This window comes from Kitasatospora sp. UYEF31, from assembly GCF_057291755.1.
In genome coordinates this window covers 34,547-56,006 of the sequence record NZ_JBXAWK010000032.1, presented here as the reverse complement: position 1 = coordinate 56,006, position 21,460 = coordinate 34,547, and the positions used below count along the sequence as shown (strand labels likewise).

Here is a 21,460-nt window from a genome sequence, read left to right as displayed (position 1 = left end):
CGCACTCCACCGCTCGCTGCCACGTCGGTCGTGTACAGAAGTCCCCTCCGCCATCTCTGGAAGGGAATTCGGTACACGACCGACGCGCTTCACCCCTCCAGCACCACCACACCGCGCTGGTACCGGACAAGCCGCCACACCAGGTAGGCAGTGGCCAGCCCCGCGGCGATCCGCACCATCGACGGGGTCTCGCCCCAGAACCACGCGTACGACGTCGGCACGTCGGGGTCCGCGGCGCGGTCCGGACCCCACTTTCCCTTGCCCCGCAGCCACGCGGCGACCGCGTAGCCGGTGACCACCAGGCCGGGGATCAGGTAGACGGCGGTGCGTTTCTCGCCCTCCGCCCACAAGTAGGCGGCGAACACTGCGAAGAAGCCGAGCAGGCAGACCACCACGGAGCCGACCGCCGCGCCGACGGCCAGGATGAGGATCGCGAGGATCTCCCGCGGCCGGGTCCTGACGAATTCCAGCGGCGTCACGGCGACGACGGATTCCAACGCCAACCCGTCGCCCTCGCCGTCGGCCAGGTCGTCGAACCCGGGGTCCGGGGCGAGGCCGATCGGGTAGGCCGGGCCGGCCTCCGACTTCCCCGCGGCGGAGGCCTTGGTCAGGTCGGCCCCGCTGCCGCTGCTGGGCCGCTGCCGCCACCAGCTCTCGTCCGCCTGCGCGGGGGTTGTCTGCTGCGGCACCCGGCGCGCGGTCCCGGCGGGCCGCTTCACCGCGCCCTCCCACACGTCGGGCATCGGCGTCGTATCCGGCCGGAAACCTATCTGCGAGGCCACCGAGCCCTGCCCGGCCGTACGCCCCAGCATGTGGCCGAGGCCGGGGTCCTCCCCTTCGGGCCCGACCGGTTCCGTGGCGCCGTACTCGGGCGCCCGGAACGCCTCGTTGGCGACCATCGACTCGGCGCTGCCGAGCCGGGCCAGGATGCGGCGGACCACCGTCGGGGTGTCGGCGGGAGCTTCCTCGCGCTCGCTGTTGATCTGGCTGCGCAGCCGCTCGACCAGACGCATCCGGTCGGCGGGCCTCAGCCGCCGCTGGGCGATGGTGGCCACCTCGCCCAGGTAGTCGAGGACCAGGCGGTCGCTCTCGAAGTCCATCCGGGCCCCCAAGCCATCGGTGCTCTGCGGTGCGCCGCGCTGCGGCGACAGGTCATCGTACGAGTGCGGCGGGCAACCAGGCAGTCGTTCCGTGAGGATCAAGCCGCGGTCCGCTCACCGGAGGTGTACCCGCCGGGAGGCGCGGCAGTGTCGACGCGGGCCGGTAACGTAGGCGGGATGACCACCACCGTGCCGAGTGCCCGCCGCAGCGACCCGACCGGGGCCGGCGCACCCCGCACCCTCGCGGAGGACCTGCGTGCCCGGACCACCGCCGGGCTCGCCGACCTGTTGCGGGCCCGCCCCGACCTGACCGCGCCGGTGCCGGTGGACCTGACGCAGTTGGCGACCCGGGCGACCACCCGGGCCTCGGTGGCCCGCGCCCTGGAGCGGCTCGACCGCTTCACCCTGCAAGTGGTGGACGCGACAGTCGTCCTGCAGGACGGATTCGCGTACGGGCGGCTCAAGGAATTGGTCGGCGATGTCCCGCAGTTCGACGGCGCGGTGGCCCGGCTGCGCTCGCTGGCCCTGTTGTGGGGACCCGACGACGCGCTGCGGGTCGTCCGTACGGTCCGGGAATTGCTGGGTTCCTCCCCCGCCGGGCTCGGCCCGACGCTGACGACGGCGCTGGCCGGAGCCTCCCCCGTGCGGCTTCAGGAGTATCTGGCCGATCTCGGTCTGCCGCCGACCGGTGACCCGCGGTCCGCGGTGAACGCGATGGTGAGTCTGTTCGACACTTCGGCCGGTCTGGCGTCGATCCTGATCCAGGGGCCGCCGCAGGCGCTGGAAGTGCTGGAGAAGCTGGCGTGGGGGCCGACTGTCGGCAGCGTCCGCGGCGCTGACCGACCGGTGCGCGCGGCCGACGCGACGACCCCGGTGGAGTGGCTGCTCGCCCGCGGACTGCTGATCCCCGCCGGGCCTGACGCTGTCGTGCTCCCGCGTGAGGCCGCGTTGCAGTTGCGCGGCGGCAAGGTGCACGCCGAGCTCGAACCTGAACCGCCGGTGCTCGACGTCCGCACATTTGATCCACAGACTGTGGACGGCACGGCCGCCGGGCAGGCTTTCGTCGCCGTCCGCCGGATCGAAGACCTGCTCGAACTGTGGTCCCCCGGCGGCCCGCCGATGCTGCGCGCCGGGGGGATCGGCGTGCGTGAGGCCAAGCGCACGGCGACCCAGTTGGACGTGCCCGAGTCCGAGGCGGCCCTGTGGATGGAGCTCGCCTACGCGGCCGGGCTCGCGGCGGGCGACGGCGAAGAGAATGAAATCTGGCTGCCGACCCCGGCCTACGACCTGTGGCGGGCGCAACCCACACCCGAGCGCTGGGCGGTGCTCGCCGGGGTGTGGCTGGAGACGACCCGGGTCGCTTCGCTCGCCGGGTCGAAAGATGAGAAGGGGAAGGTACGGAACGCTCTGGGTCCGGACCTGGACCGCACACCTGTCCCTGAACTGCGGCGCGGCGTGCTCGAACTCCTGGCCGCCCAGCCGGTGGGCGGCGCGGTGCCCGCCGCGCAGGTGTCCGCCTGCCTCGGCTGGCAGCGCCCGCTCCGGGCGGCCAAGCTGCGGCAGACACTCGTACCGCAGTTGCTCCTCGAAGCCGAGTTGCTCGGAGTGACCGGCCGCGGGGCAATCGCCTCGTACAGTCATGCGGTTTTGGACGGCAACCTGACCGTGGCCGCGGACGGGCTGCGCCCGCTGCTGCCCGAACCCCTCGACCACGTACTGCTGCAAGCCGACCTGACCGCCGTCGCCCCCGGCCCGTTGGTCGCCGCGCTGGCGCAGGAGCTGCACCTGGCCGCCGACGTGGAGTCCACCGGCGGCGCGACCGTCTACCGGTTCTCCGAGGCGTCCGTACGCCGGGCCCTGGACTTCGGCCGGTCGGCCACCGACCTCCACCGGATGCTCGCGGCGCACTCACGCACCCCGGTGCCACAGCCGCTCACCTACCTGATCGACGACGTCTCCCGGCGGCACGGCAGAGTCCGGGTCGGTTCCGCTTCCGCGTATCTGCGCTGTGACGACCCCAGCCTGCTCGCCGAACTGCTGGCCGACCGCCGGTCCGCCGACCTGCGCCTGCGGCTGCTCGCGCCAACTGTGGCCGTCGCCCAGGCCGCACCGGACAGCGTGCTGGAGAAGCTGCGCACGATGGGCTACGCCCCGGCTGCCGAATCGGCCACCGGCGACGTCCTGGTCACCCGCCCCGACGCCTGCCGCACACCGCCGCGCTCACTCCCGCCGAAGGTCACCGGCGAACCGCCGACGCTGAGTCCCGCATTGCTGAAATCCGCCGTCGCCGCCATCCGGGCCGGGGACCTCGCCGGTTCCGTCGCGACCGAGGAGGCCGGCGAACTCCCCCGCACGACCGCCGCCGAGACGCTGCTCGTCCTGCAGTCCGCGCTCGCCGCGCAGCGGACCGTACGCATCGGCCACGTCTCACCTGAGGGCCGGGCGACCCGGCACCTGGTCCTGCCGATCAGTCTCCAGGGCGGCTACGTGACGGTCCAGGACCACACACTCGGCGGGACGCACACGTATCTGCTGCACAGGATCACGGGCGTGGCCGAGGTCGCTCCGGAGTAGCGGCCCGGGCCGGGGGCAGCCCGGACCGCAAGGCGCGCAGTAACGAATCAAGCACTCACGGTTTGCTAGAATCATTTTAGGTAAAATGAATCTACCCAAGTGGCAGGCATAGCTGAGTTCATCGGACGGTCCACGGAACTGACCGCTCTCACCAAAGCGCTGACCCGGGTACGCAGCAGCGGGGAAGGCTCTTCGGTCGCCATAAGGGGCCGCCGCCAGGTAGGGAAATCCAGGCTTGCCCAGGAGTTCTGCGACCAGGCCGAGGTGCCGTACTTCTTCTTCGCCGCAACCAAGGGCATGTCACCCGTCGCGTCCGTTTCCCGGTTCTGCGCCGAACTCCGGGAGTCCGGACTTCCCACAGACCCGGCCCTGGTCCCCGACCTCAGCAACGGCAACTGGTCGGACGCCCTGCGCGTCCTCGCCGCTGTCCTGCCGGACGCTCCATGTGTCATCGTCCTCGACGAAATCCCCTGGCTGGCCGAACAGGACCAGGTCTTCGACGGAGCGCTCCAGACCGCATGGGACCGCCTGCTTTCCCGCAGGCCGGTCCTCCTCCTGCTGCTGGGCAGCGACCCGCACATGATGGAACGGTTCACGGCATACGACCGGCCGTTCTACGGACGGGCCACCCCGCTGCGGCTGGGACCGCTCAATCCGTACGAGACCGGAACCGCCCTGGGTCTGGACGCCGCCGACGCCCTGGACGCACATCTCGTGTGCGGCGGACTGCCCGGAATCATCCGGGCCTGGCCTCAGGGCACCCCTGCCCTCGAATTCATCCGGCAGGAATGCCACGATCCGGCCTCGCCCCTGTTCGCCGTACCCGAAACGGCTCTGATGGCCGAGTTCCCCCAGCCCGACCACGCGCGCAGAGTCCTGGAAGCCATCGGGAGCGGCGAACGCACTCAGGCCAACATCGCCGCCGCGGCCGGCGGACGGGGCGGCGGCCTTCCGTCCGGGGAACTGTCCCCTTTGCTTCGGCGTCTGACCGAGGAAAAGGCCGTGGTCGTTCAGGAATCGCCGTTGTCCACCGTTTCGGGGAAACCTTCGCTCTACCGGGTCGCGGACAGCAACCTGCGTCTCCACCTCGCGCTGTTGCGCGACGCCGCCGAGGAGATCCGCCGCGGCCGCCCGCAGATGGCCTACCGACTGATCGAACGCCGCTGGACCTCCTGGCGGGGGCGTGCGATCGAACCTCTTGTACGTGAAGCCCTCGCCCGCGCGGCCCACACCCTCCCCTGGCCGGAGACCGGCGAAGTGGGCGGCTGGTGGAACCGACGATTCGACCCTGAGGTAGACCTTGTCGGCGCCGACCGGGGGCCGATCGCCCGCCAGGTCTACTTCGCCGGGTCCGTCAAATGGCTGGGTACGTCTTTCGACGGCCACGACCTGGCGGCGCTCCGAACGGGAGCCGCAGCGATCCCCGGATGGTCCGAGGCCGCGCAACCCGGCCTTGTCGGCGTATCCCTATCGGGATTCGATGTCCCCAAGGACGGGCTGGACGTGTGCTGGGGTGCCGGCGAAGTGTACGAAGCCTGGCGGTGACGGGAGTTCACTCCCCGCCAGACAACTGCCCGCCAGACAACTGCCCGTCATCGCGACGATGGCTCTCGCCCACGAAGCGCTACCGGCACGCCCCGCCGGACCTCAGATCCACTTTGCGGCCGAGGCGAAGCAAAAAGCCACCATCCGGCAATGCGTGACACACATCACATCACCCTAAGTCTCCCCCTCCTCGCACAGAAAGGCAAAGGGAGCGCAAAACGGTCGTCGATGTCCAGCAAAGCGGACTAATGCCCAAGGGTGCCAACTACCGAAGGTAGTCGCACGTCTTCGGTAGGCAATCTTCTTCCATCATGGCCTTGATCAATCCCTCCTGTGCTGGCATCTTCTAATCATCGCACTAGGAACGCACCTGGCAGCGTGACCAAAGAATCCATCCTGAGGGGGGAATGAATAAAATCAAACGCCTTCTGAGCGCCACTCGGAAGTGGCGGAATCAACGATAACGACCTTCGCAAATCAAAGCCGAGACACTCTTCTGATCGAATCAGGGTCGCGGCTACTTAGGGAACATAAATCATGCATTCGAAAATTTCAACACTCCGAATGATGCCGGCCATCGCAGCTGTCATCATTCTTTCCGCATGCGCTAATTCGGAAAGCAAGGACAAAGGGAAAGAACCCGCGTTGGGCGAAGTCAAGAAAGTCACTTCATATCAAGATCTAGCCCTCCCGTTTGACGCGTATGATTTCGACGGGCAAACACAGTCCAAAATAGATCAAACAACAAAAATGCTCGCAAGAGACTGCATGGTGCGCTTCGGGATCGACTGGCCAGTCCTAGAGATTTTGGAAGTAAAAAAATCATCAAACGATAGGAGATACGGAACATTCTCAATCGAAGAAGCAGCGGAATTTGGATACCACCCCCCCGCACCTAAGGGTGGGGACGAGGAAGAGAAACCAAAGCTTCCTCCCGGAGTTTCTCGCGAGGCGCTGGCTGTTTACTCTGGGGCTACTGCATCGTATGCGAGCAAGGAGGTCCCGCAGGGCGGGTGTCTCGGGGAAGCCAGGCGGGCACTCGAAGCCGGCGCACCACCAGCATCCAACTCCTCTCTCGACTCTCTCAGAATGCCAGCTCTAGAGCGCATGGAAAGCGACAGTCGAACGCTTGCTGCTTTCTCTAAGTGGAGCGAATGCATGAAAAAATCAGGCTTTAAATACAAAAACCCACGGGAATCCAACGACAGTCAAAAATGGTGGTCTGGAAGCGAAGGAGATAAACCCGGAATGGAAGAAAAGAAAACCGCCACTGCAGATGTAAAATGCAAATTCGAAACCGGCCTGATCGACGTCATGGCTTCCGTGGAATCGGCCTATCAAAAGAGATCGATCGATCGGGACCCGGAAATATTCTCAGATCTCAAAAAAAGGAAATCTGTCGTAATCTCCAACATAAACAGGATGCTCACTGAAGGTAAATAGACAAAACAGCCACCGGGGAATCGCAGGGCGAAATACCGCTTTAAAGACCCTTAGAAACAGCATCTCCGAACAGTCAGCGCAGTAAGGATCAGCAAAATATGGCTGAACAGCATCCTGGCGTACAGCTATCCAGGCCTGTTGACATAGAACGTCCAGCTTTGGCTCGGCGTCGCCGGCTTCTGTTCGCCGTCATTGCTAGTGCAGCCGTCCTGGCCGGCTCCGGTATCGGTGTATCTTTCCTTGTAAAATCCCCGGATCAAGTCGCTGCCGAGGCCGATGCGCCCCCCTCATCAATCCTTACCGCAACCACCGAGAAGCGGCCACTCAAAGACACAGTCGTAGTCCGGGGCAAAATCACCGCCGCACAGTCGGTGCACATTGCCCCGTCTGGCGGCAGCAGCAAAAACAGCGGCAAGCCGGTAGTGACCGGAATCCACGTAAAAGTCGGCGCGACGGTCAAAGCCGGACAGGTCATGATCGAGGTATCCGGTCGTCCCGTATTCGCACTGACCGGCTCAGTGCCGACCTACCGCGACCTTAAACCGGGGGCCGTCGGCGACGATGTCGCCCAGCTGCAAAAGGCATTGACTTCGCTCGGTTTCAAGTCGACGGACAAGGCCGGGAATTACGGACCTTCCACCAAAGCAGCCGTTCAAAAGTTCTACACCTCGATCGGATACGACCCGCTACCCGCAGCAGACGGCGGCGACCAGCAGATCCAGGCTGCGCAGAAGCAAGTAAAGCAGGTCGAAAGGCAGTTGGAGGCAGCGAAGGAAGCTGATTCAGCCGCGCAAACTCCACCACAGACACCACAGACACCACGGCCCGTTGGCACTCCGGCTGAGAATAAGACAGGTGGCGACAGTAAGACCCAACTCCGTTATGCAACTGAAGACTTGGTCGCTGCCAAAAAAGCCCTCACCGAGTTGCAAGCCGCCGCCGGACCTATGGTCCCGGTGGGCGAAGTCGTCTTCGTCCAGGGCTTCCCCGCCCGCGTCGACGCCGTCAAGGCCGCCGTCGGCGGCGAGGTCAAGGAGGAGCTCCTGACCCTCTCGGCCGGTGAACTCGTCGTCCAGGGCGGCCTCGCAGCCCACGAGAGGGGCCTGATCCGGCCAGGGCAATCCGTACAGATCCTGTCCGAACTCGGCGGGGAATCCGTGACCGGAGCCGTCACTGCTATATCCGACACTCCGGTAACCACCGCCGGCGACAGCAGTTCCCAACGGACCCAGGTTTCCGGCGGCCGGGGCTACACCATGACGGTCAAGCCGAATCAGCCGCTCGACCCGAAGCTCGCCGGCCAGGACGTGCGCCTCACCGTCGAAGCCGCGTCCAGCGACGGCCCGGTGCTGGTGGTCCCGGTCACCGCGGTGTCCGCCGGAGCTGACGGCCGTACGGTCGTCACCGTCCTGGAGGCGTCCGGCGACCGCCGCCGGGTCGAAGTCACCCCCGGCACCTCGGGGGACGGATATGTCGCCGTCATCCCCGTAGCCGGAAACTCCCTCGCTCCCGGTGACAAGGTCATCGTCGGTGTGAAATCCGGGAGTTCGAAGAACAACGCAACTGATCCCACCGGCCGTGCCTCATGACTCCACCGGTGATCGAACTCCGCCAGGCAGGACTCACGTACCCCGGACCGCCTGCCGTCGACGCCCTGCTGCCCTGCGATCTGACGGTTGATCAGGGTGAGTACGTCACCATCGTCGGCCCGTCCGGCTCCGGGAAGTCCACCTTCCTCAACATCGCCGGGCTGCTCGACCGCCCCACCTGCGGCAGCTACCTCCTGGACGGCATCGACACCGCCGGGCTCAAGGAAGCAGACCGGGCGGCTTTGCGCGGGCAGCGCATCGGCTTTGTCTTCCAGGCGTTCCATCTCCTGCCCTACCGCAGCGCGTTGGAGAACGTCCTCCTGGCACTGCTCTACGGCGGTGTCCCCCGCAAGGAGCGCGATTCCCGCGCCCGTGCGGCCCTGGAGAAGGTCGGTCTCGCCCACCGTGTCAATGCAGTCCCCACCACCCTGTCCGGCGGCGAGCGCCAACGGGTGGCGATCGCCCGCGCACTGGTCGCCGAACCCTCCCTCCTGCTGTGCGACGAGCCCACCGGCAACCTCGACACCGCTACCGCCGAAACTGTGCTCGGCCTACTTGACCAGCTGAACGCCGACGGCATGACAGTCATGGTCATCACCCACGACCCTGACGTTGCCGCCCGAGCCTCCCGTACGGTCACCATCCGCGACGGCCGCCTCTTCGAAGCCACCCCGTCGATCATGCTCGAAACGTCGTGATCCCCCGTGAAACCACAGCATTCGGAACATGATCGAGCCCAAGGTCCAAAACCCGCCCGGCGTTCACAGCTGGCCTGGCGCGACCTGCTGGGCGAAGCGCTCGCAGGAATCCTGCAGCGCCCGTCCCGCTCCGCGCTGACCACCCTCGGCACGGTGCTCGGCGTCGGCACCTTCGTCGCCGTACTCGGCCTGACGGCCACCGTCTCGTCGCAGATCGACTCGCGCTTCAACGCGCTGACCGCCACTGAGGTCACTGTCGAGGACACCGGCGGCGAAGACCCTGACGACGTGCCCATCGGGTTCCCGGTCGACGCTGACCAGAAAATCCGCAGTCTCAACGGTGTTCGGTCCGCAGGCGTCTACTGGCAGGTCAAGCTGCAGAACGCGACCGTACGGTCCGCCCCTGTCGGCGACGATGCGGCCGGACAGCAGATCACCGTCGTGGCCGCCTCATCCGGCGTCCTCGACGCCGCCGTGCCGACGATGAACTCCGGCCGCACGTACGACAGTTTCCACGACGCCCGCGCCGAACAGGTCGCCGTACTCGGCACCGGCATGGCCGCCCGCCTCGGCATCACCACACTCGACACCAACCCCGCCGTGTTCATCGGCGATATCCCATTCACCGTCATCGGCGTCATCGACGACGTCGAACGCAAACCGGATCTGCTGCTGTCCGTGGTGATCCCCCGTACGACCGCTGAAAAGATCTGGGGACCACCGGACGTCTCCGACCGGGCCAAGATGCTGATCTCCACCAGACTCGGCGCAGCCGTCCAGATCGCCGACGAAGCGGCCCTGGCCCTGCGCGCCGACGCACCCGGCCTGTTCAAGGTGATTCCGCCGCCGGACCCGAAGACTCTGCGCGGCAACGTCACCGGTGACCTCAACCAGTTGCTCCTGCTCCTCGCCGGGATCTGCCTTGTGATCGGCGCTGTCGGCATCGCCAACACCACGCTCGTCGCGGTGCTGGAGCGCACCGGCGAGATCGGGCTGCGGCGGGCGCTGGGCGCCCGGGGGCGGCACATCACCGGCCAGTTCCTCGCCGAGTCCGGCACCCTGGGCATGCTCGGCGGACTGGTCGGCGCCACGCTCGGCACGCTGACCGTGGTGGGGGTGTCCATCGCCCGCGAATGGACCGCCGTCATCGACCCGGGCATCGTCGCCGCGGCCCCGCTCCTGGGTCTGGCCACCGGCCTGCTCGCGGGGCTCTATCCAGCCTGGCGGGCGGCGAGGATCGAACCGGTCGAGGCACTACGCAGGTAGGCCGGGCTGTGTACGAACATCAAGCCACCTTCACTCAACCAGGTGATCGCAGGCCGAAAGACGGACAGGCGTTGGGCCGCAGGCCCCTTCCTGCTCGGCCCGCAGGAGTGGACGGTGCTTTCTTTGCGCCCGCTGGTCCTGGGCCCGGACAACGTCCCGGTGATCACGGACCCGGCCGAAGCCGCCCGGAACCTGACGCTCGCGGCGTTCTCGGCCATGACACATGGCCGCGACCACAACGCTCCGGCCATATTGGAGGCACTGGCACGGGCTCTGGGGACAGCTGATCCAGAGTCCATCGCGTACTACACGGAAATGCTGGAAATCGGCCTGGGCGACACCCCGGCACGGGAAACCTGGAGGAACCTCATGAGCGTGGGCAGTTACTTCCCTGGACGCGGAACCCTCATCGAGCAGAATTTCCTGCAGGGCAAAGCTGAGGGCAGGGCAGAGGAGCGGACGCATTTCCTGCTGCGTGTGCTCACCAACCGCGGCATCCTGACGTCCGCCGCACAGGACCGCATCACCGACTGCACCGACCTGGACACCCCCGGCCGCTGGCTGGACCGGGCCTTCACCGTGGTCGACGCCGACGCCCTTTTCATCGACGAATAGGCGAGTAAGCGAAGAGGCGGACCGGCGATCGGGGGAACAACCGCTACATCTCCCGGCGCCCCACCCGTCGCACCGCCAGCATCAGCATCAGCACCGACATCACCACCGCCACGATCGCCGCCGGGACGTACTGCCCCGCGTCGCCGCCGTCGATGATGTCGGACGACGCCGATCCCAGCTGGACGGGCAGGAGGTCACGCAGTGAATGCCACAGGCCGAAGATCGGCATCGCGATGAGGATGCCCAGGGTCGTGCCGAACACCGGGACGGGGCGGCGCAGGAACGCGGCGACCGCAGCGGCGAGGGACATCCCGAAGACGATCACCACCAGGTCGAACCCCATCCCGGCGAACATCTGGGACGCGGGCAGCGGCCCGAGCAGGTACCGCACCCCGATCCAGGCGATGGCCGTGCCCAGGAGATTGGCCACGGCCACGGCGGTCGTGGCCACCGTCCAGCGGGGCAGGAACAGGTCTCGGGGGCGACGCACCCGCGTCCGGTAGAAGGCCGACTTCCCCGGCTGGTGGTCGAAGGTGAGCGAGGCCGCGAGGATGCCGAGGGCGACCAGGCCGCCGATCTGCCCGGTGCTCATGATGTACGCGTGCATCCCGGTGACCGCGTTGACCTCCGTGATGCGCATCGAGGCGTCGGCACCGAAGGCGTCCAGGATCGCGTTCCAGTTACGCGCGGCCAGCGGGGCGACGATCCCGCCGCCGGGGTAGGCCAGGACCAGGAGCAGCAGCCCCTTGGTCCGCCACAGGCGCAGCCACTCAAGCCGCCACAGGCCCAGGCGGTGCCCCTCCCGCAGAACCGGCGGACGCCGTCGGGCGGCCGCGTCCGCGACCGGGGCCTGGACTTCAACACGGGTTGCCGTCTTCACGAAAGGTGCCTCCTCATCGCACGACCCCCGTGATCGACAGGAACGCGTTCTCCAGGTCGGACTCCTCCGGAGCGACCGACACCACCCGGGCACCGGAACGGTCGATCACCCCGTGGATCAGCCGTTCCCCCTCCTCCATGGTGCGGGCCTGGACCCGCAGCAGGCCAGGGCGTACGGACGTCACTCTGGCCACCCACTCCTCGGCGGCCAGGGCACGCAGCAGCACGGGGTTGCCGTCGCGGACCCGCACCAGCCAGGTCGGCTTCATGTGGGTGCCGACGAGGTCCGCGACGGGGCCTTGGTAGATCAGCCGCCCGGCGCGCATGACGCCGACCTGGTCGCACACCCGTTGGACGTCGGCCAGGATGTGGCTGGAGAACAGCACGGTGCACTTGCCCCGCATCGCGGCGACGATGTCGAGGACTTCGGCGCGACCGCGCGGGTCGAGCGCGGAGGTCGGTTCGTCCAGGACGAGCAGTTCAGGGTCGGCGACGAGCGCGCAGGCCAGCCCGAGGCGCTGCAGGGTGCCGCGGGACAGCGTGGAGACCCTGCGGTTCATGATCTCGTTGAGTCCGGCGCGGTGCAGGGCCGCCTTGACCTGCTGGTACGGCAGGCGTGGATAGACGAGCCGGCCAGCGAGCTCGACCGTCTCGGCGGCGGTGAGCCACGGCTCGAACTCGGGGACGTCGGTGACCACGGCGACCTTGGACGGGATCACCCGCAGGCCCACGGTCCCGGAGTCGGGGCGGCGCAGTCCGGTGACCAGGTTGAGCAGCGTGGTCTTGCCGGCGCCGTTCGGTCCGACGAGGCCGTAGACGCAGCCCCGGGGCACGGTCAGGTCGACGTCGAAGACGCCGGTGCCGCCGGGGTACGTACGGGTCAGGCCCTGGCTGCGCAGCGCGGAGGGCGGCCCTGGGTCGTCGGTGCGACCGGGGCCTGGATCGGGGGATGCGGCGGAGCCCTCGGGTAGCACGGGGTAGCGCCCTTCGGGGTCCTGCACGGATTGTTGCGCCATCAAGTTTCAGCCTAGGTGCGCCGGGAGTACTTCCGGTTCCTCCTTGAGGAGGTGACCTCTACTCCTCCCAGCGCAGTACGGAGCCGTACGTACTACTCGGGGAGGCATATAGGCCGGACTGTCACAGGTGAACACGCAGGTGCGGAACCGGGTTCGGAACACACCCGGTCCGCCGATGGTTCAAACTGAAGGTTTCGCCCGTCACCCCCCAGCAGGAAGGCGTGTGAGTGTCAGCGCCGACGACCGGCCCCCTCATCGTCCAGTCAGACAAGACCCTTCTCCTTGAGATCGACAACGAACTGTCGGCCGAGTGCCGCCGGGCCATCGCGCCGTTCGCCGAGCTCGAGCGGGCGCCCGAACACATGCACACCTACCGGCTGACGCCGCTGGGCCTGTGGAACGCGCGGGCCGCGGGGCACGACGCCGAGCAGGTTGTGGACATCCTGCTGAAGTACAGCCGCTATCCAGTGCCGCACGCGCTGCTGGTCGACGTCGCGTCCACGATGGACCGGTACGGGCGGCTCCAGCTGCTCAAGCACCCGGTGCACGGCCTGGTGCTGACCGCCTCGGACCGCATGGTCCTGGAGGAGGTCCTCAAGTCGAAGAAGATGGCGCCCCTGGTGGGGGCCAGGATCGACGCCGACACCGTCGCGGTTCACCCGTCCGAGCGCGGCCAGGTAAAGCAGGTGCTGCTGAAGCTGGGCTGGCCGGCCGAGGACCTGGCCGGTTATGTGGACGGCGAGGCGCACCCGATCGAGCTCGCGGAGGTCGGCTGGACGCTGCGGCCGTACCAGCAGGAGGCCGTGGAGGGCTTCTGGCACGGCGGCTCGGGTGTCGTCGTGCTCCCCTGCGGGGCCGGCAAGACGCTGGTCGGCGCGGGCGCGATGGCGCAGGCCAAGGCCACCACGCTGATCCTGGTGACCAACACCGTCTCCGCGCGGCAGTGGAAGTCCGAGCTGATCAAACGGACCTCGCTGACCGAGGAGGAGATCGGCGAGTACAGCGGCACGAAGAAGGAGATCCGCCCGGTCACCATCGCGACCTACCAGGTCCTGACGACCAAGCGGAAGGGCGTGTACGCGCACCTGGAGCTGTTCGACTCCCGTGACTGGGGTCTGGTGATCTACGACGAGGTGCACCTGCTGCCGGCGCCGGTGTTCAAGTTCACCGCAGACCTCCAGGCACGGCGGCGGCTCGGCCTGACTGCGACGCTGGTACGCGAGGACGGCCGTGAGTCGGACGTCTTCTCGCTGATCGGCCCGAAGCGGTACGACGCGCCGTGGAAGGAGATCGAGAACCAGGGTTACATCGCCCCGGCGGACTGTGTCGAAGTGCGGGTCACACTGACCGACGCCGAGCGGCTCGCTTACGCCACGGCGGAGCCGGAGGAGCGCTACCGGTTCTGTGCGACGACGGCGACGAAGACGCGGGTAGTCAAGCAGCTCGTCGAGAAGCACTCGGACGACCAGGTCCTGGTGATCGGCCAGTACATCGACCAGTTGGACGACCTCGGCCGTGTCCTGGACGCCCCAGTGATCAAGGGCGAGACCACGAACAAGGAGCGCGAGCGGCTGTACGAGGCCTTCCGGCAGAAGGAGATCTCGACGCTGGTGGTCAGCAAGGTGGCGAACTTCTCCATCGACTTGCCCGAGGCCGCGGTGGCCATCCAGGTGTCGGGTTCGTTCGGGTCGCGCCAGGAGGAGGCACAACGCCTGGGCCGGGTCCTGCGGCCGAAGGCGGACGGGCGTTCAGCCCGGTTCTACTCGGTGGTCGCCCGGGACACCATCGACCAGGACTTCGCCGCGCACCGGCAGCGGTTCCTGGCTGAGCAGGGGTACGCGTACCGCATCCTCGACGCGGACGACGCGATCGCCTGACCCGGGGCGACCCGGGGACATCATTCGACGCCGTTGCGGCCCAGGAAGACGACTTTCAGGGTCGTGAAAGTGAAGATCCAGACGCCGCGGGCGGCGGTCTGCAGGATGTGCGGGAAGCCGGTCGCGATACCGGTCACCGGGGCGGATGAGGTCGGGGTGTGGAGTGCGGTAGCCATGTCTCAAAAGTACGTTTTCCTACATATGGACCGCGTCAGTCCACAGGCTTTCCGCACGTACATCCGAAGGATGATCCCGGTACGCCCGAACCCTGAGGCGGGCCCGGGAAGCCGCGTACGGCCGCACCCGACCCAAGGCCCGGGAACGCGCGTACGGCCGGATCAGGTGTCAAAACCCGGTCCGGCCGTACGCAGAGCCATCCGGGCGGCGCTCACGCCGCCCTTCTGCTCTTCAGGTGACACCCTTCCCGCCGAAGAGCAGGAAGGTGACGATGACGACGGTGAACACGGCTACCCCGCGAAGGACCGTGCCGATCGCCCGGCCCGTGACGCCGGCGCCGTGCCGGATACCGTCGAAGGCGTAGTGGTCGTGGGTGCTGGAGGTGTGGAGTGTGATCGCCATGACTTCACGGTGCCCGGCGTATGTGATGAACGTGTGAGTTCCCTGTGCGATCCATGTAAGAAAACGGACATATCGTAAGGAAAATCAAGAAACGGCCCTTGGCGCCCGCGGACCTCGACACGGCACCCGCAGACCTTGCACAACCCTCACGAGCCTTGCACCGCACACGCGCCGCCGCTTAGTCTGGCGGGCTCCGCTGTCCACACCGGCACCTGTGCCGCTCCACTGCGCTTTGCCCAGCGGTGTCCTCTTACGTCCGCCCCCCGCTTCGCTGCGGGCTGACGCCGGACATCGCGGCGGAGATTGAGCACCAAGCCCTGTGTATGGAGCAGTCATGCCCGCGCCCGTCTCCCCCGCAGTTTCCCTCGCGCTTCCCACAGATCCTTCCCCCGTGTTTTCCGCCGAGCCTTCGCTCGCCGCCGAACAGGCCCACCTCGCCGCCGCCCGTAGCGCCCTGCGCAGCATGCGCGAGGAAGCCGAAGCCCTCGACCTGACCGATGTCGGCGGCAACAAGGTGTCGAACGAGATCGTGTACGGGCTCATCCAGCTGCGCATCAAAGCACTGGCCGACCACGCCGACACCGCCCTGTTCTTCGGCCGGGTCGACGGACACTGGGGGGCCGGGGGGATCGCCCCCCGTAAACACAACTCGGGTGGTTCGGACGGCAGTGAGCCCGTCGAGGTCACCGCCGACCCGACCCGCCCCCTCGAACGCTTCTGGATCGGCCGCCGCCACGTCCACGACGCAGCCGGCGACCCGATGGTCGTCGACTGGCGCGCGCCCATCTCCCGCACCTTCTACCGGGCCACCCGCAAGGACCCGATCGGCGTCGAACTGCGCCGCCGCTTCGGCTGGACCCGTGGGGAACTGACCGCGTACGAGGACGAACACCTCACCGACGTGACCGAAACCGACACCGCGAGCGGCATCCTCGCCGCGGAGATCGAACGACCCCGGGTGGGGCCGATGCGCGACATCGTCGCGACGATCCAGCCGGAACAGGACGAGATCGTACGGTTGGACTTGAGCGAAACGGTCTGCGTGCAGGGGGCGCCGGGAACCGGGAAGACCGCCGTCGGCCTGCACCGTGTCGCGTGGCTGCTCTACGCCTTCCGCGATCGGTTGCACCGTACGGGAACCCTCGTGGTCGGCCCCAACAAGTCCTTCCTCGACTACATCCAGCAGGTGCTCCCGGCGCTCGGTGAGATCGAGGTCGGGCAGACCACCGTGGAGGACCTGCTCGCCCGGGTCCCGGTCAAGACCGCTGACACCGCTGCGGCCGGGCGGGTCAAGGGTGACGCGCGGATGGCCGAGGTGCTGCGCCGGGCCGTGTACGCCGGAGTCGCCGCACCGGTGGAGCCGTTGCTGCTGCTCCGCGGTTCGCGCCGCTGGCGGCTGGCCGCGTATGAGATCGAAGAGGTGCTCGACGGTCTCAAGTCCCGCGACCTGCGCTACGGCGCGGCCCGCGATGCCCTGCACCAGCGGATTTCCCACGCGCTCCTGGTGAAGATGGAGGACGGCGGTGAGGCCCCTGACGACCGGGTGCAGAACGCCGTCGCGCGGAGCAAACCCGTACGGGACGCCGTCAACGCCGTCTGGCCGGCGGTGGACCCGGCGAAGCTCGTGCTGCGACTGCTTTCGGATCCGGAGTTCCTGGCCGCCTCGTCGGAAGGCATCCTCACAGCCGACGAACAGTCAGCGATCGGGTGGCCCAAGCCCGCCCGCGGAGTCAGGACAGCTCCTTGGGCCCCCGCCGACACCGCGCTTGTCGACGAAGCCTTCGACCTCGTCGAACGCACCGCCAGCCTCGGCCATGTTGTGGTCGACGAAGCGCAGGACCTTTCCGCGATGCAGCTGCGCGCGATCGGCCGCCGCTGCTCGACCGGTTCGGCCACCGTGCTCGGCGACATCGCGCAGGGCACCACCCCGTGGGCGACCCCGTCGTGGGCCGAGACGCTGAAGCACCTGGGCCGCCCCGACGCGCGCGTCGAGGAGCTGACCCGCGGTTTCCGCGTGCCGCGGGAGATCCTCGACTTCGCGTCCCGACTGCTGCCGTCCATCGCTCCCGGCCTGGCTCCGGCGTCTTCCGTCCGGGAGGCACCCGGATCTCTGACGATCATTCAGACTGACGATCCGACCAGTGAACTGCGGGACACCGTAAGCAAGTTCCTCGCTCTCGAAGGCTCCGTCGGCCTGATCGCCGCCGACGCTGACATCCCCCGGATCGCCGCCGCCCTGGCCGATATCCCGCATCTCCCGCTGGGCACGGACAGCCGGTCCGAACGCTTGACGCTTGTCCCCGCGACGCTCGCCAAGGGCCTGGAGTACGACCACGTGATCGTGGCCGAACCCGCCGCCATCGTGGCCGCTGAAGCCTATGAACGCAGCGGTCTGCGTCGCCTGTACGTGGTGCTCACGCGCGCCGTGTCATCCCTCGCAGTGATCCACACCACCCCCCTTCCGGAGGTGCTTTTGTGACGAACTCACCACTACAAGTGAAGCATGAGTCGATCTACGTAAGATTTGTCCTTACTGAGAATGCGCCTTGCAAAGATGCGGTCGGCGACCCGGGGGCCCGCAGTGGCAGGTTTCGCTGGCCGTTCCGGATGACACCCCAAGCATCGTGGTCATCGATGAAGTCCCCTGGCTGGTCGAGCAGGACAGCGAGTGCGAAGGCGCTCTACAGACGGCCTGTGGCCAACGCCTGTCCCGGAAACCAGTCCTGCTGATCACCGGCGGGTTCCCCCCTGTCGCAGTTGCCTCAGGTGACACGCCACGTCGGCCCTGACAGCGAAACCGGTACAGAACCGCAGTCCTCTGACATGCTGTCCGACGTGGAACGCACCCAGGAATCCGCCCACGGGCTGCTGATCGACTACTGGACCCGACTCACCGGCGACGATGCCGATGTGGTCGTGCAGGATCTGCTCGCCCGCTACACCGAGCCGCACCGGCACTACCACACGGCGGGGCACCTGCTCGCGGTGCTCGACCTGGTGGACGAGCTGGCGACGTACGCCGACGACGCTGACGCGGTCCGCCTCGCCGCGTGGTTCCACGACGCCGTGTACGACCCCGCCAGGGCCGACAACGAGGAGCGCAGCGCCCGGCTCGCCGAGCGCGCCCTCAACGAGTCAGGGCTGCCGCAGGAGTACATCGACGAGACGGCCAGGCTGGTCCGCGAGACCACCCTGCACGCCCCCGCCGTGGGCGACTGGAACGCAGCCGTGCTGTGCGACGCCGACCTCGCGATCCTCGGCTCTGACCCGCAGGTGTACGAAAAATACGCCGACGCGATCCGGCGGGAGTACCACTTCGTGCCGGAGGAGGCGTTCCGCAACGCCCGCGCCTCGGTGCTGCGTGACCTGCTTGAGCTGCCGACGCTGTTCCACACCCCGCTGGGCATCGAGCGCTACGAGGCGAAGGCCCGGGCGAACATCCAGGCGGAGCTGGTCCGGCTTGAGGGCGGCATCCCGCAGCAGTCAGCCTGATCCGTCTTTACCGCGTCGGTCAGGTACAAAAGTGCCCTTCTTGATCTCTACAGGGGACTTTTGTACCTGACCGACGCAGCCGAACCGACGCGGCTCAGCCCGGGAACTTTCTCTTCCGCAGCCCGCCCGCGGTGAGCCGGGCCACCAGTTCCTTGCCGCCGACCTGCTGCGCCCCCAGGGCTACCGCCGCGGCGTGGTACTCCGCGGGGACGTCGTAGTGGTCCCGCTCGAACGCTTTCTCCGGCACCCCGAGCCGCCGGGCGAAGTCGTGGAGTTCTCCGTACGAGACATCGCTGACCAGGTGGGACCACAGACGCCCGTGTCCGGGCCAGGTGGGTGGGTCGATGAGGATCGCCATCCTCCAATGATCCCGCAGCCGGTGCGCGCCGGCGGGGACAATAGGGGGATGGATCTCGAGGAAGCCCTCCACAGCGCCCGCGCCCTGGTCCTACGGGATCTGAGAGTCTGCGGTGCCGAGACACCCCGGAAGTGGTCTCCGTCGTCGAGGACGCGGTCGCCGGGCGCCGATGGTGGGTGGAGCAGTGGCCGGGCTGGGTGAGCTCTAGCTGTGTCGATCATGTACAAAAGTGCCCTTACCGATCTCCGTAGGGGACTTTTGTACATGATCGACACGGCTGGATCCGGGAAGGCGAAGGGGCGGCACCCCGGCTGACGCCGGGATGCCGCCCCTCAGTTGTGGATCAGCTGGTCCCCCAAGGGATCAGAAGTCCATACCGCCCATGTCCGGAGCGCCGCCGCCGGCGGCGCCACCCTTCTCGGGCTTGTCAGCGATGACGACCTCAGTGGTGAGGAACAGCGCGGCGATCGACGCGGCGTTCTGCAGCGCGGAGCGCGTGACCTTCGCCGGGTCGATGATGCCCGCGGCGACGAGGTCGACGTACTCGCCGGTCGCGGCGTTGAGACCGTGACCGGAGGGCAGGCTGCGGACCTTCTCCACCACAACGCCGCCCTCAAGGCCGGCGTTGATCGAGATCTGCTTCAGCGGAGCCTCGACAGCAAGGCGGACGATGTTGGCGCCAGTGGCCTCGTCGCCTTCCAGCTCCAGCTTCACGAACGCGAGCTCGGCAGCCTGGAGCAGGGCCACGCCGCCACCGGCGACGATTCCCTCTTCGACGGCGGCCTTGGCGTTGCGCACCGCGTCCTCGATGCGGTGCTTGCGCTCCTTGAGCTCAACCTCGGTCGCGGCGCCGGCCTTGATGACAGCGACACCGCCCGCGAGCTTGGCCAGACGCTCCTGGAGCTTCTCGCGGTCGTAGTCCGAGTCGGAGTTCTCGATCTCGACGCGGATCTGGTTGACCCGGCCGGCGACCTGGGCCGACTCGCCGGAGCCGTCCACGATGGTGGTCTCGTCCTTGGTGACGACGACCTTGCGGGCGCGGCCCAGCATGTCCAGGGTGGTGGCGTCGAGCTTGAGGCCGACCTCCTCGGAGATGACCTGACCACCGGTGAGGATGGCGATGTCACCGAGCATGGCCTTGCGGCGGTCACCGAAGCCGGGAGCCTTGACGGCGACCGACTTGAAGGTGCCACGGACCTTGTTGACGACGAGGGTGGCGAGAGCCTCGCCCTCGATGTCCTCAGCGATGATCATGAGCGGCTTGCCGGACTGCATGACCTTCTCAAGGAGGGGCAGCAGGTCCTTCAGCGAGCCGATCTTGGAGTTGACGATCAGGATGTACGGGTCCTCGAGGACCGCTTCCATCCGCTCCATGTCGGTGGAGAAGTAGGGCGAGATGTAGCCCTTGTCGAAGCGCATGCCCTCGGTGAGCTCAAGCTCAAGACCGAAGGTGTTGCTCTCCTCGACGGTGATGACACCTTCCTTGCCGACCTTGTCCATCGCTTCGGCGATCATCGCGCCGATCTGCGGGTCGGCGGCGGAGATCGAGGCCGTGGAAGCGATCTGCTCCTTGGTCTCGACATCCTTCGCCAGGATGAGCAGCTGCTCCGAGACGGCCTCGACGGCCTTCTCGATGCCGCGCTTCAGTGCCATGGGGTTGGCACCGGCCGCGACGTTGCGCAGGCCTTCGCGGACCAGGGCCTGGGCCAGGACAGTCGCGGTCGTCGTACCGTCACCGGCGACGTCGTCGGTCTTCTTCGCGACTTCCTTGACCAGCTCTGCGCCGATCTTCTCGTACGGGTCCTCCAGCTCGATCTCCTTGGCGATGGATACACCATCGTTGGTGATCGTGGGGGCGCCCCACTTCTTCTCAAGGACAACGTTGCGACCCTTCGGGCCGAGCGTGACCTTGACGGCGTCCGCGAGCTGGTTCATCCCGCGCTCGAGGCCCCGGCGGGCTTCCTCATTGAACGCGATGATCTTGGCCATGTGGTGGGGTCCTCCCAGAAAGCGGGGTGGATGCATAGGACCGCGCAGGCGCCCGCGACGGACGGTCTGGCCGACCTCGGCGATCCTGTTTGCCGTGGTCGTCCAGGCCTCACCGGCCCGGTCCGTTTATCACTCTCGCATCCAGAGTGCTAACGCCAATCATTAGCACTCGCCTAGGGTGAGTGCAAGCGACTCGGGTCGGTTGCCTGGTCAGAGACCCCGTCCATGAGCCGGGCGCAGCACCGGATACTCAGTCATCTGGTCCAACGTTCCGGCTGCCGGGAACATGCCCGTACGTCCACGGCACTTCACGCCGACTGCGCTTCCCTGGCTCAAACGGCGTCAAGGCTCCGAGCGGCGTCAAAGCTCCGAACGGCGTCAAGGCTCCGAACGGCACTGAGGCCCGGACTGCTCTTCCCGGGCCCGGACAGCGTTGAGGC

At 67.4% G+C, this 21,460-nt stretch carries 17 protein-coding genes; 10 read left to right on the top strand and 7 right to left on the bottom strand.

Features of this window, described 5'->3' with window-relative positions; translation table 11 throughout:
• Positions 1 to 89: 89 nt before the first annotated feature.
• Positions 90 to 1,100 (bottom strand): hypothetical protein, encoded by a 1,011-nt coding sequence (locus AC0Z36_RS17475; protein WP_485463836.1) that lies wholly within the window; start codon positions 1,098 to 1,100, stop codon positions 90 to 92.
• A gap of 177 nt (positions 1,101 to 1,277) precedes the next feature.
• On the opposite strand from AC0Z36_RS17475, the gene AC0Z36_RS17470 reads away from it, so the two are divergent.
• From AC0Z36_RS17470 to AC0Z36_RS17440, 7 genes are all read left to right on the top strand, one after another.
• Positions 1,278 to 3,674, top strand: a complete 2,397-nt coding sequence (locus tag AC0Z36_RS17470; protein ID WP_485463835.1) for a helicase-associated domain-containing protein — start codon at positions 1,278 to 1,280, stop codon at positions 3,672 to 3,674.
• Between the two features lie 99 nt (positions 3,675 to 3,773).
• Positions 3,774 to 5,219 carry an AAA family ATPase gene (locus AC0Z36_RS17465; RefSeq protein WP_485463834.1) on the top strand — a complete coding sequence of 482 codons (1,446 nt, stop codon included), beginning with the start codon at positions 3,774 to 3,776 and terminating at the stop codon, positions 5,217 to 5,219.
• Between the two features lie 567 nt (positions 5,220 to 5,786).
• Positions 5,787 to 6,662 (top strand): hypothetical protein, encoded by an 876-nt coding sequence (locus AC0Z36_RS17460; protein ID WP_485463833.1) that lies wholly within the window; start codon positions 5,787 to 5,789, stop codon positions 6,660 to 6,662.
• Positions 6,663 to 7,135: 473 nt separating this feature from the next.
• Positions 7,136 to 8,251 carry a peptidoglycan-binding protein gene (locus tag AC0Z36_RS17455; RefSeq protein WP_485463832.1) on the top strand — a complete coding sequence of 372 codons (1,116 nt, stop codon included), beginning with the start codon at positions 7,136 to 7,138 and terminating at the stop codon, positions 8,249 to 8,251.
• Positions 8,248 to 8,949, top strand: coding sequence for an ABC transporter ATP-binding protein (locus AC0Z36_RS17450; protein ID WP_485463831.1), 702 nt, complete (start codon positions 8,248 to 8,250; stop codon positions 8,947 to 8,949). The genes AC0Z36_RS17455 and AC0Z36_RS17450 overlap by 4 nt, the downstream gene beginning before the upstream one ends.
• Before the next feature lie 6 nt (positions 8,950 to 8,955).
• The gene (locus tag AC0Z36_RS17445) at positions 8,956 to 10,215 is read left to right on the top strand and encodes an ABC transporter permease (protein WP_485463830.1); all 1,260 of its coding nucleotides are present in this window, start codon (positions 8,956 to 8,958) and stop codon (positions 10,213 to 10,215) included.
• A 42-nt stretch (positions 10,216 to 10,257) separates the two neighbouring features.
• Positions 10,258 to 10,830, top strand: coding sequence for a hypothetical protein (locus AC0Z36_RS17440; protein WP_485463829.1), 573 nt, complete (start codon positions 10,258 to 10,260; stop codon positions 10,828 to 10,830).
• Between the two features lie 43 nt (positions 10,831 to 10,873).
• Here AC0Z36_RS17440 and AC0Z36_RS17435 read toward each other — a convergent pair whose 3' ends face one another.
• Both AC0Z36_RS17435 and AC0Z36_RS17430 read right to left on the bottom strand, forming a co-directional pair.
• The gene (locus AC0Z36_RS17435) at positions 10,874 to 11,710 is read right to left on the bottom strand and encodes a hypothetical protein (protein ID WP_485463828.1); all 837 of its coding nucleotides are present in this window, start codon (positions 11,708 to 11,710) and stop codon (positions 10,874 to 10,876) included.
• Positions 11,711 to 11,723: 13 nt separating this feature from the next.
• Positions 11,724 to 12,725, bottom strand: a complete 1,002-nt coding sequence (locus AC0Z36_RS17430) for an ABC transporter ATP-binding protein (RefSeq protein WP_485463827.1) — start codon at positions 12,723 to 12,725, stop codon at positions 11,724 to 11,726.
• Between the two features lie 227 nt (positions 12,726 to 12,952).
• Between AC0Z36_RS17430 and AC0Z36_RS17425 the strand changes: the two genes are divergently transcribed.
• Positions 12,953 to 14,602, top strand: a complete 1,650-nt coding sequence (locus AC0Z36_RS17425) for a DNA repair helicase XPB (protein WP_485463826.1) — start codon at positions 12,953 to 12,955, stop codon at positions 14,600 to 14,602.
• 20 nt (positions 14,603 to 14,622) lie between these two features.
• On the opposite strand, the gene AC0Z36_RS17420 is transcribed toward AC0Z36_RS17425, so the two are convergent.
• Positions 14,623 to 14,778: a hypothetical protein gene (locus AC0Z36_RS17420; protein ID WP_485463825.1), complete on the bottom strand. Its 156-nt coding sequence runs from the start codon at positions 14,776 to 14,778 to the stop codon at positions 14,623 to 14,625.
• Between the two features lie 232 nt (positions 14,779 to 15,010).
• The gene (locus tag AC0Z36_RS17415; protein ID WP_485463824.1) at positions 15,011 to 15,181 is read right to left on the bottom strand and encodes a hypothetical protein; all 171 of its coding nucleotides are present in this window, start codon (positions 15,179 to 15,181) and stop codon (positions 15,011 to 15,013) included.
• Between the two features lie 334 nt (positions 15,182 to 15,515).
• Here AC0Z36_RS17415 and AC0Z36_RS17410 point away from each other — a divergent pair, with 334 nt between their 5' ends.
• Positions 15,516 to 17,660 (top strand): HelD family protein, encoded by a 2,145-nt coding sequence (locus AC0Z36_RS17410; RefSeq protein WP_485463823.1) that lies wholly within the window; start codon positions 15,516 to 15,518, stop codon positions 17,658 to 17,660.
• Positions 17,661 to 18,016: 356 nt separating this feature from the next.
• A complete protein-coding gene (locus tag AC0Z36_RS17405) occupies positions 18,017 to 18,673 on the top strand; it encodes an HD domain-containing protein (RefSeq protein WP_485463822.1) in 657 nt (218 codons plus the stop codon).
• Positions 18,674 to 18,767: 94 nt separating this feature from the next.
• Here the strand turns inward: AC0Z36_RS17405 and AC0Z36_RS17400 are convergent, their stop codons facing one another.
• Positions 18,768 to 19,031: a DUF4031 domain-containing protein gene (locus AC0Z36_RS17400; RefSeq protein ID WP_485463821.1), complete on the bottom strand. Its 264-nt coding sequence runs from the start codon at positions 19,029 to 19,031 to the stop codon at positions 18,768 to 18,770.
• 363 nt (positions 19,032 to 19,394) lie between these two features.
• On the bottom strand, positions 19,395 to 21,020 hold the full coding sequence (gene groL, locus AC0Z36_RS17395) for a chaperonin GroEL (protein WP_485463820.1): 1,626 nt from the start codon (positions 21,018 to 21,020) through the stop codon (positions 19,395 to 19,397).
• Between the last annotated feature and the right edge of the window lie 440 nt (positions 21,021 to 21,460).

What these genes read in the sequence shown, in the direction of transcription:
- AC0Z36_RS17475 (WP_485463836.1), bottom strand. Translation starts at nt 1,100, where the DNA reads ATGGACTTCGAGAGCGACCGCCTGGTCCTCGACTACCTGGGCGAGGTG.
- AC0Z36_RS17470 (WP_485463835.1), top strand. Translation starts at nt 1,278, where the DNA reads ATGACCACCACCGTGCCGAGTGCCCGCCGCAGCGACCCGACCGGGGCC.
- AC0Z36_RS17460 (WP_485463833.1), top strand. Translation starts at nt 5,787, where the DNA reads ATGCCGGCCATCGCAGCTGTCATCATTCTTTCCGCATGCGCTAATTCG.
- AC0Z36_RS17455 (WP_485463832.1), top strand. Translation starts at nt 7,136, where the DNA reads ATGATCGAGGTATCCGGTCGTCCCGTATTCGCACTGACCGGCTCAGTG.
- AC0Z36_RS17450 (WP_485463831.1), top strand. Translation starts at nt 8,248, where the DNA reads ATGACTCCACCGGTGATCGAACTCCGCCAGGCAGGACTCACGTACCCC.
- AC0Z36_RS17430 (WP_485463827.1), bottom strand. Translation starts at nt 12,725, where the DNA reads ATGGCGCAACAATCCGTGCAGGACCCCGAAGGGCGCTACCCCGTGCTA.
- AC0Z36_RS17420 (WP_485463825.1), bottom strand. Translation starts at nt 14,778, where the DNA reads ATGGCTACCGCACTCCACACCCCGACCTCATCCGCCCCGGTGACCGGT.
- AC0Z36_RS17415 (WP_485463824.1), bottom strand. Translation starts at nt 15,181, where the DNA reads ATGGCGATCACACTCCACACCTCCAGCACCCACGACCACTACGCCTTC.
- AC0Z36_RS17410 (WP_485463823.1), top strand. Translation starts at nt 15,516, where the DNA reads ATGCCCGCGCCCGTCTCCCCCGCAGTTTCCCTCGCGCTTCCCACAGAT.
- AC0Z36_RS17400 (WP_485463821.1), bottom strand. Translation starts at nt 19,031, where the DNA reads ATGGCGATCCTCATCGACCCACCCACCTGGCCCGGACACGGGCGTCTG.
- groL (WP_485463820.1), bottom strand. Translation starts at nt 21,020, where the DNA reads ATGGCCAAGATCATCGCGTTCAATGAGGAAGCCCGCCGGGGCCTCGAG.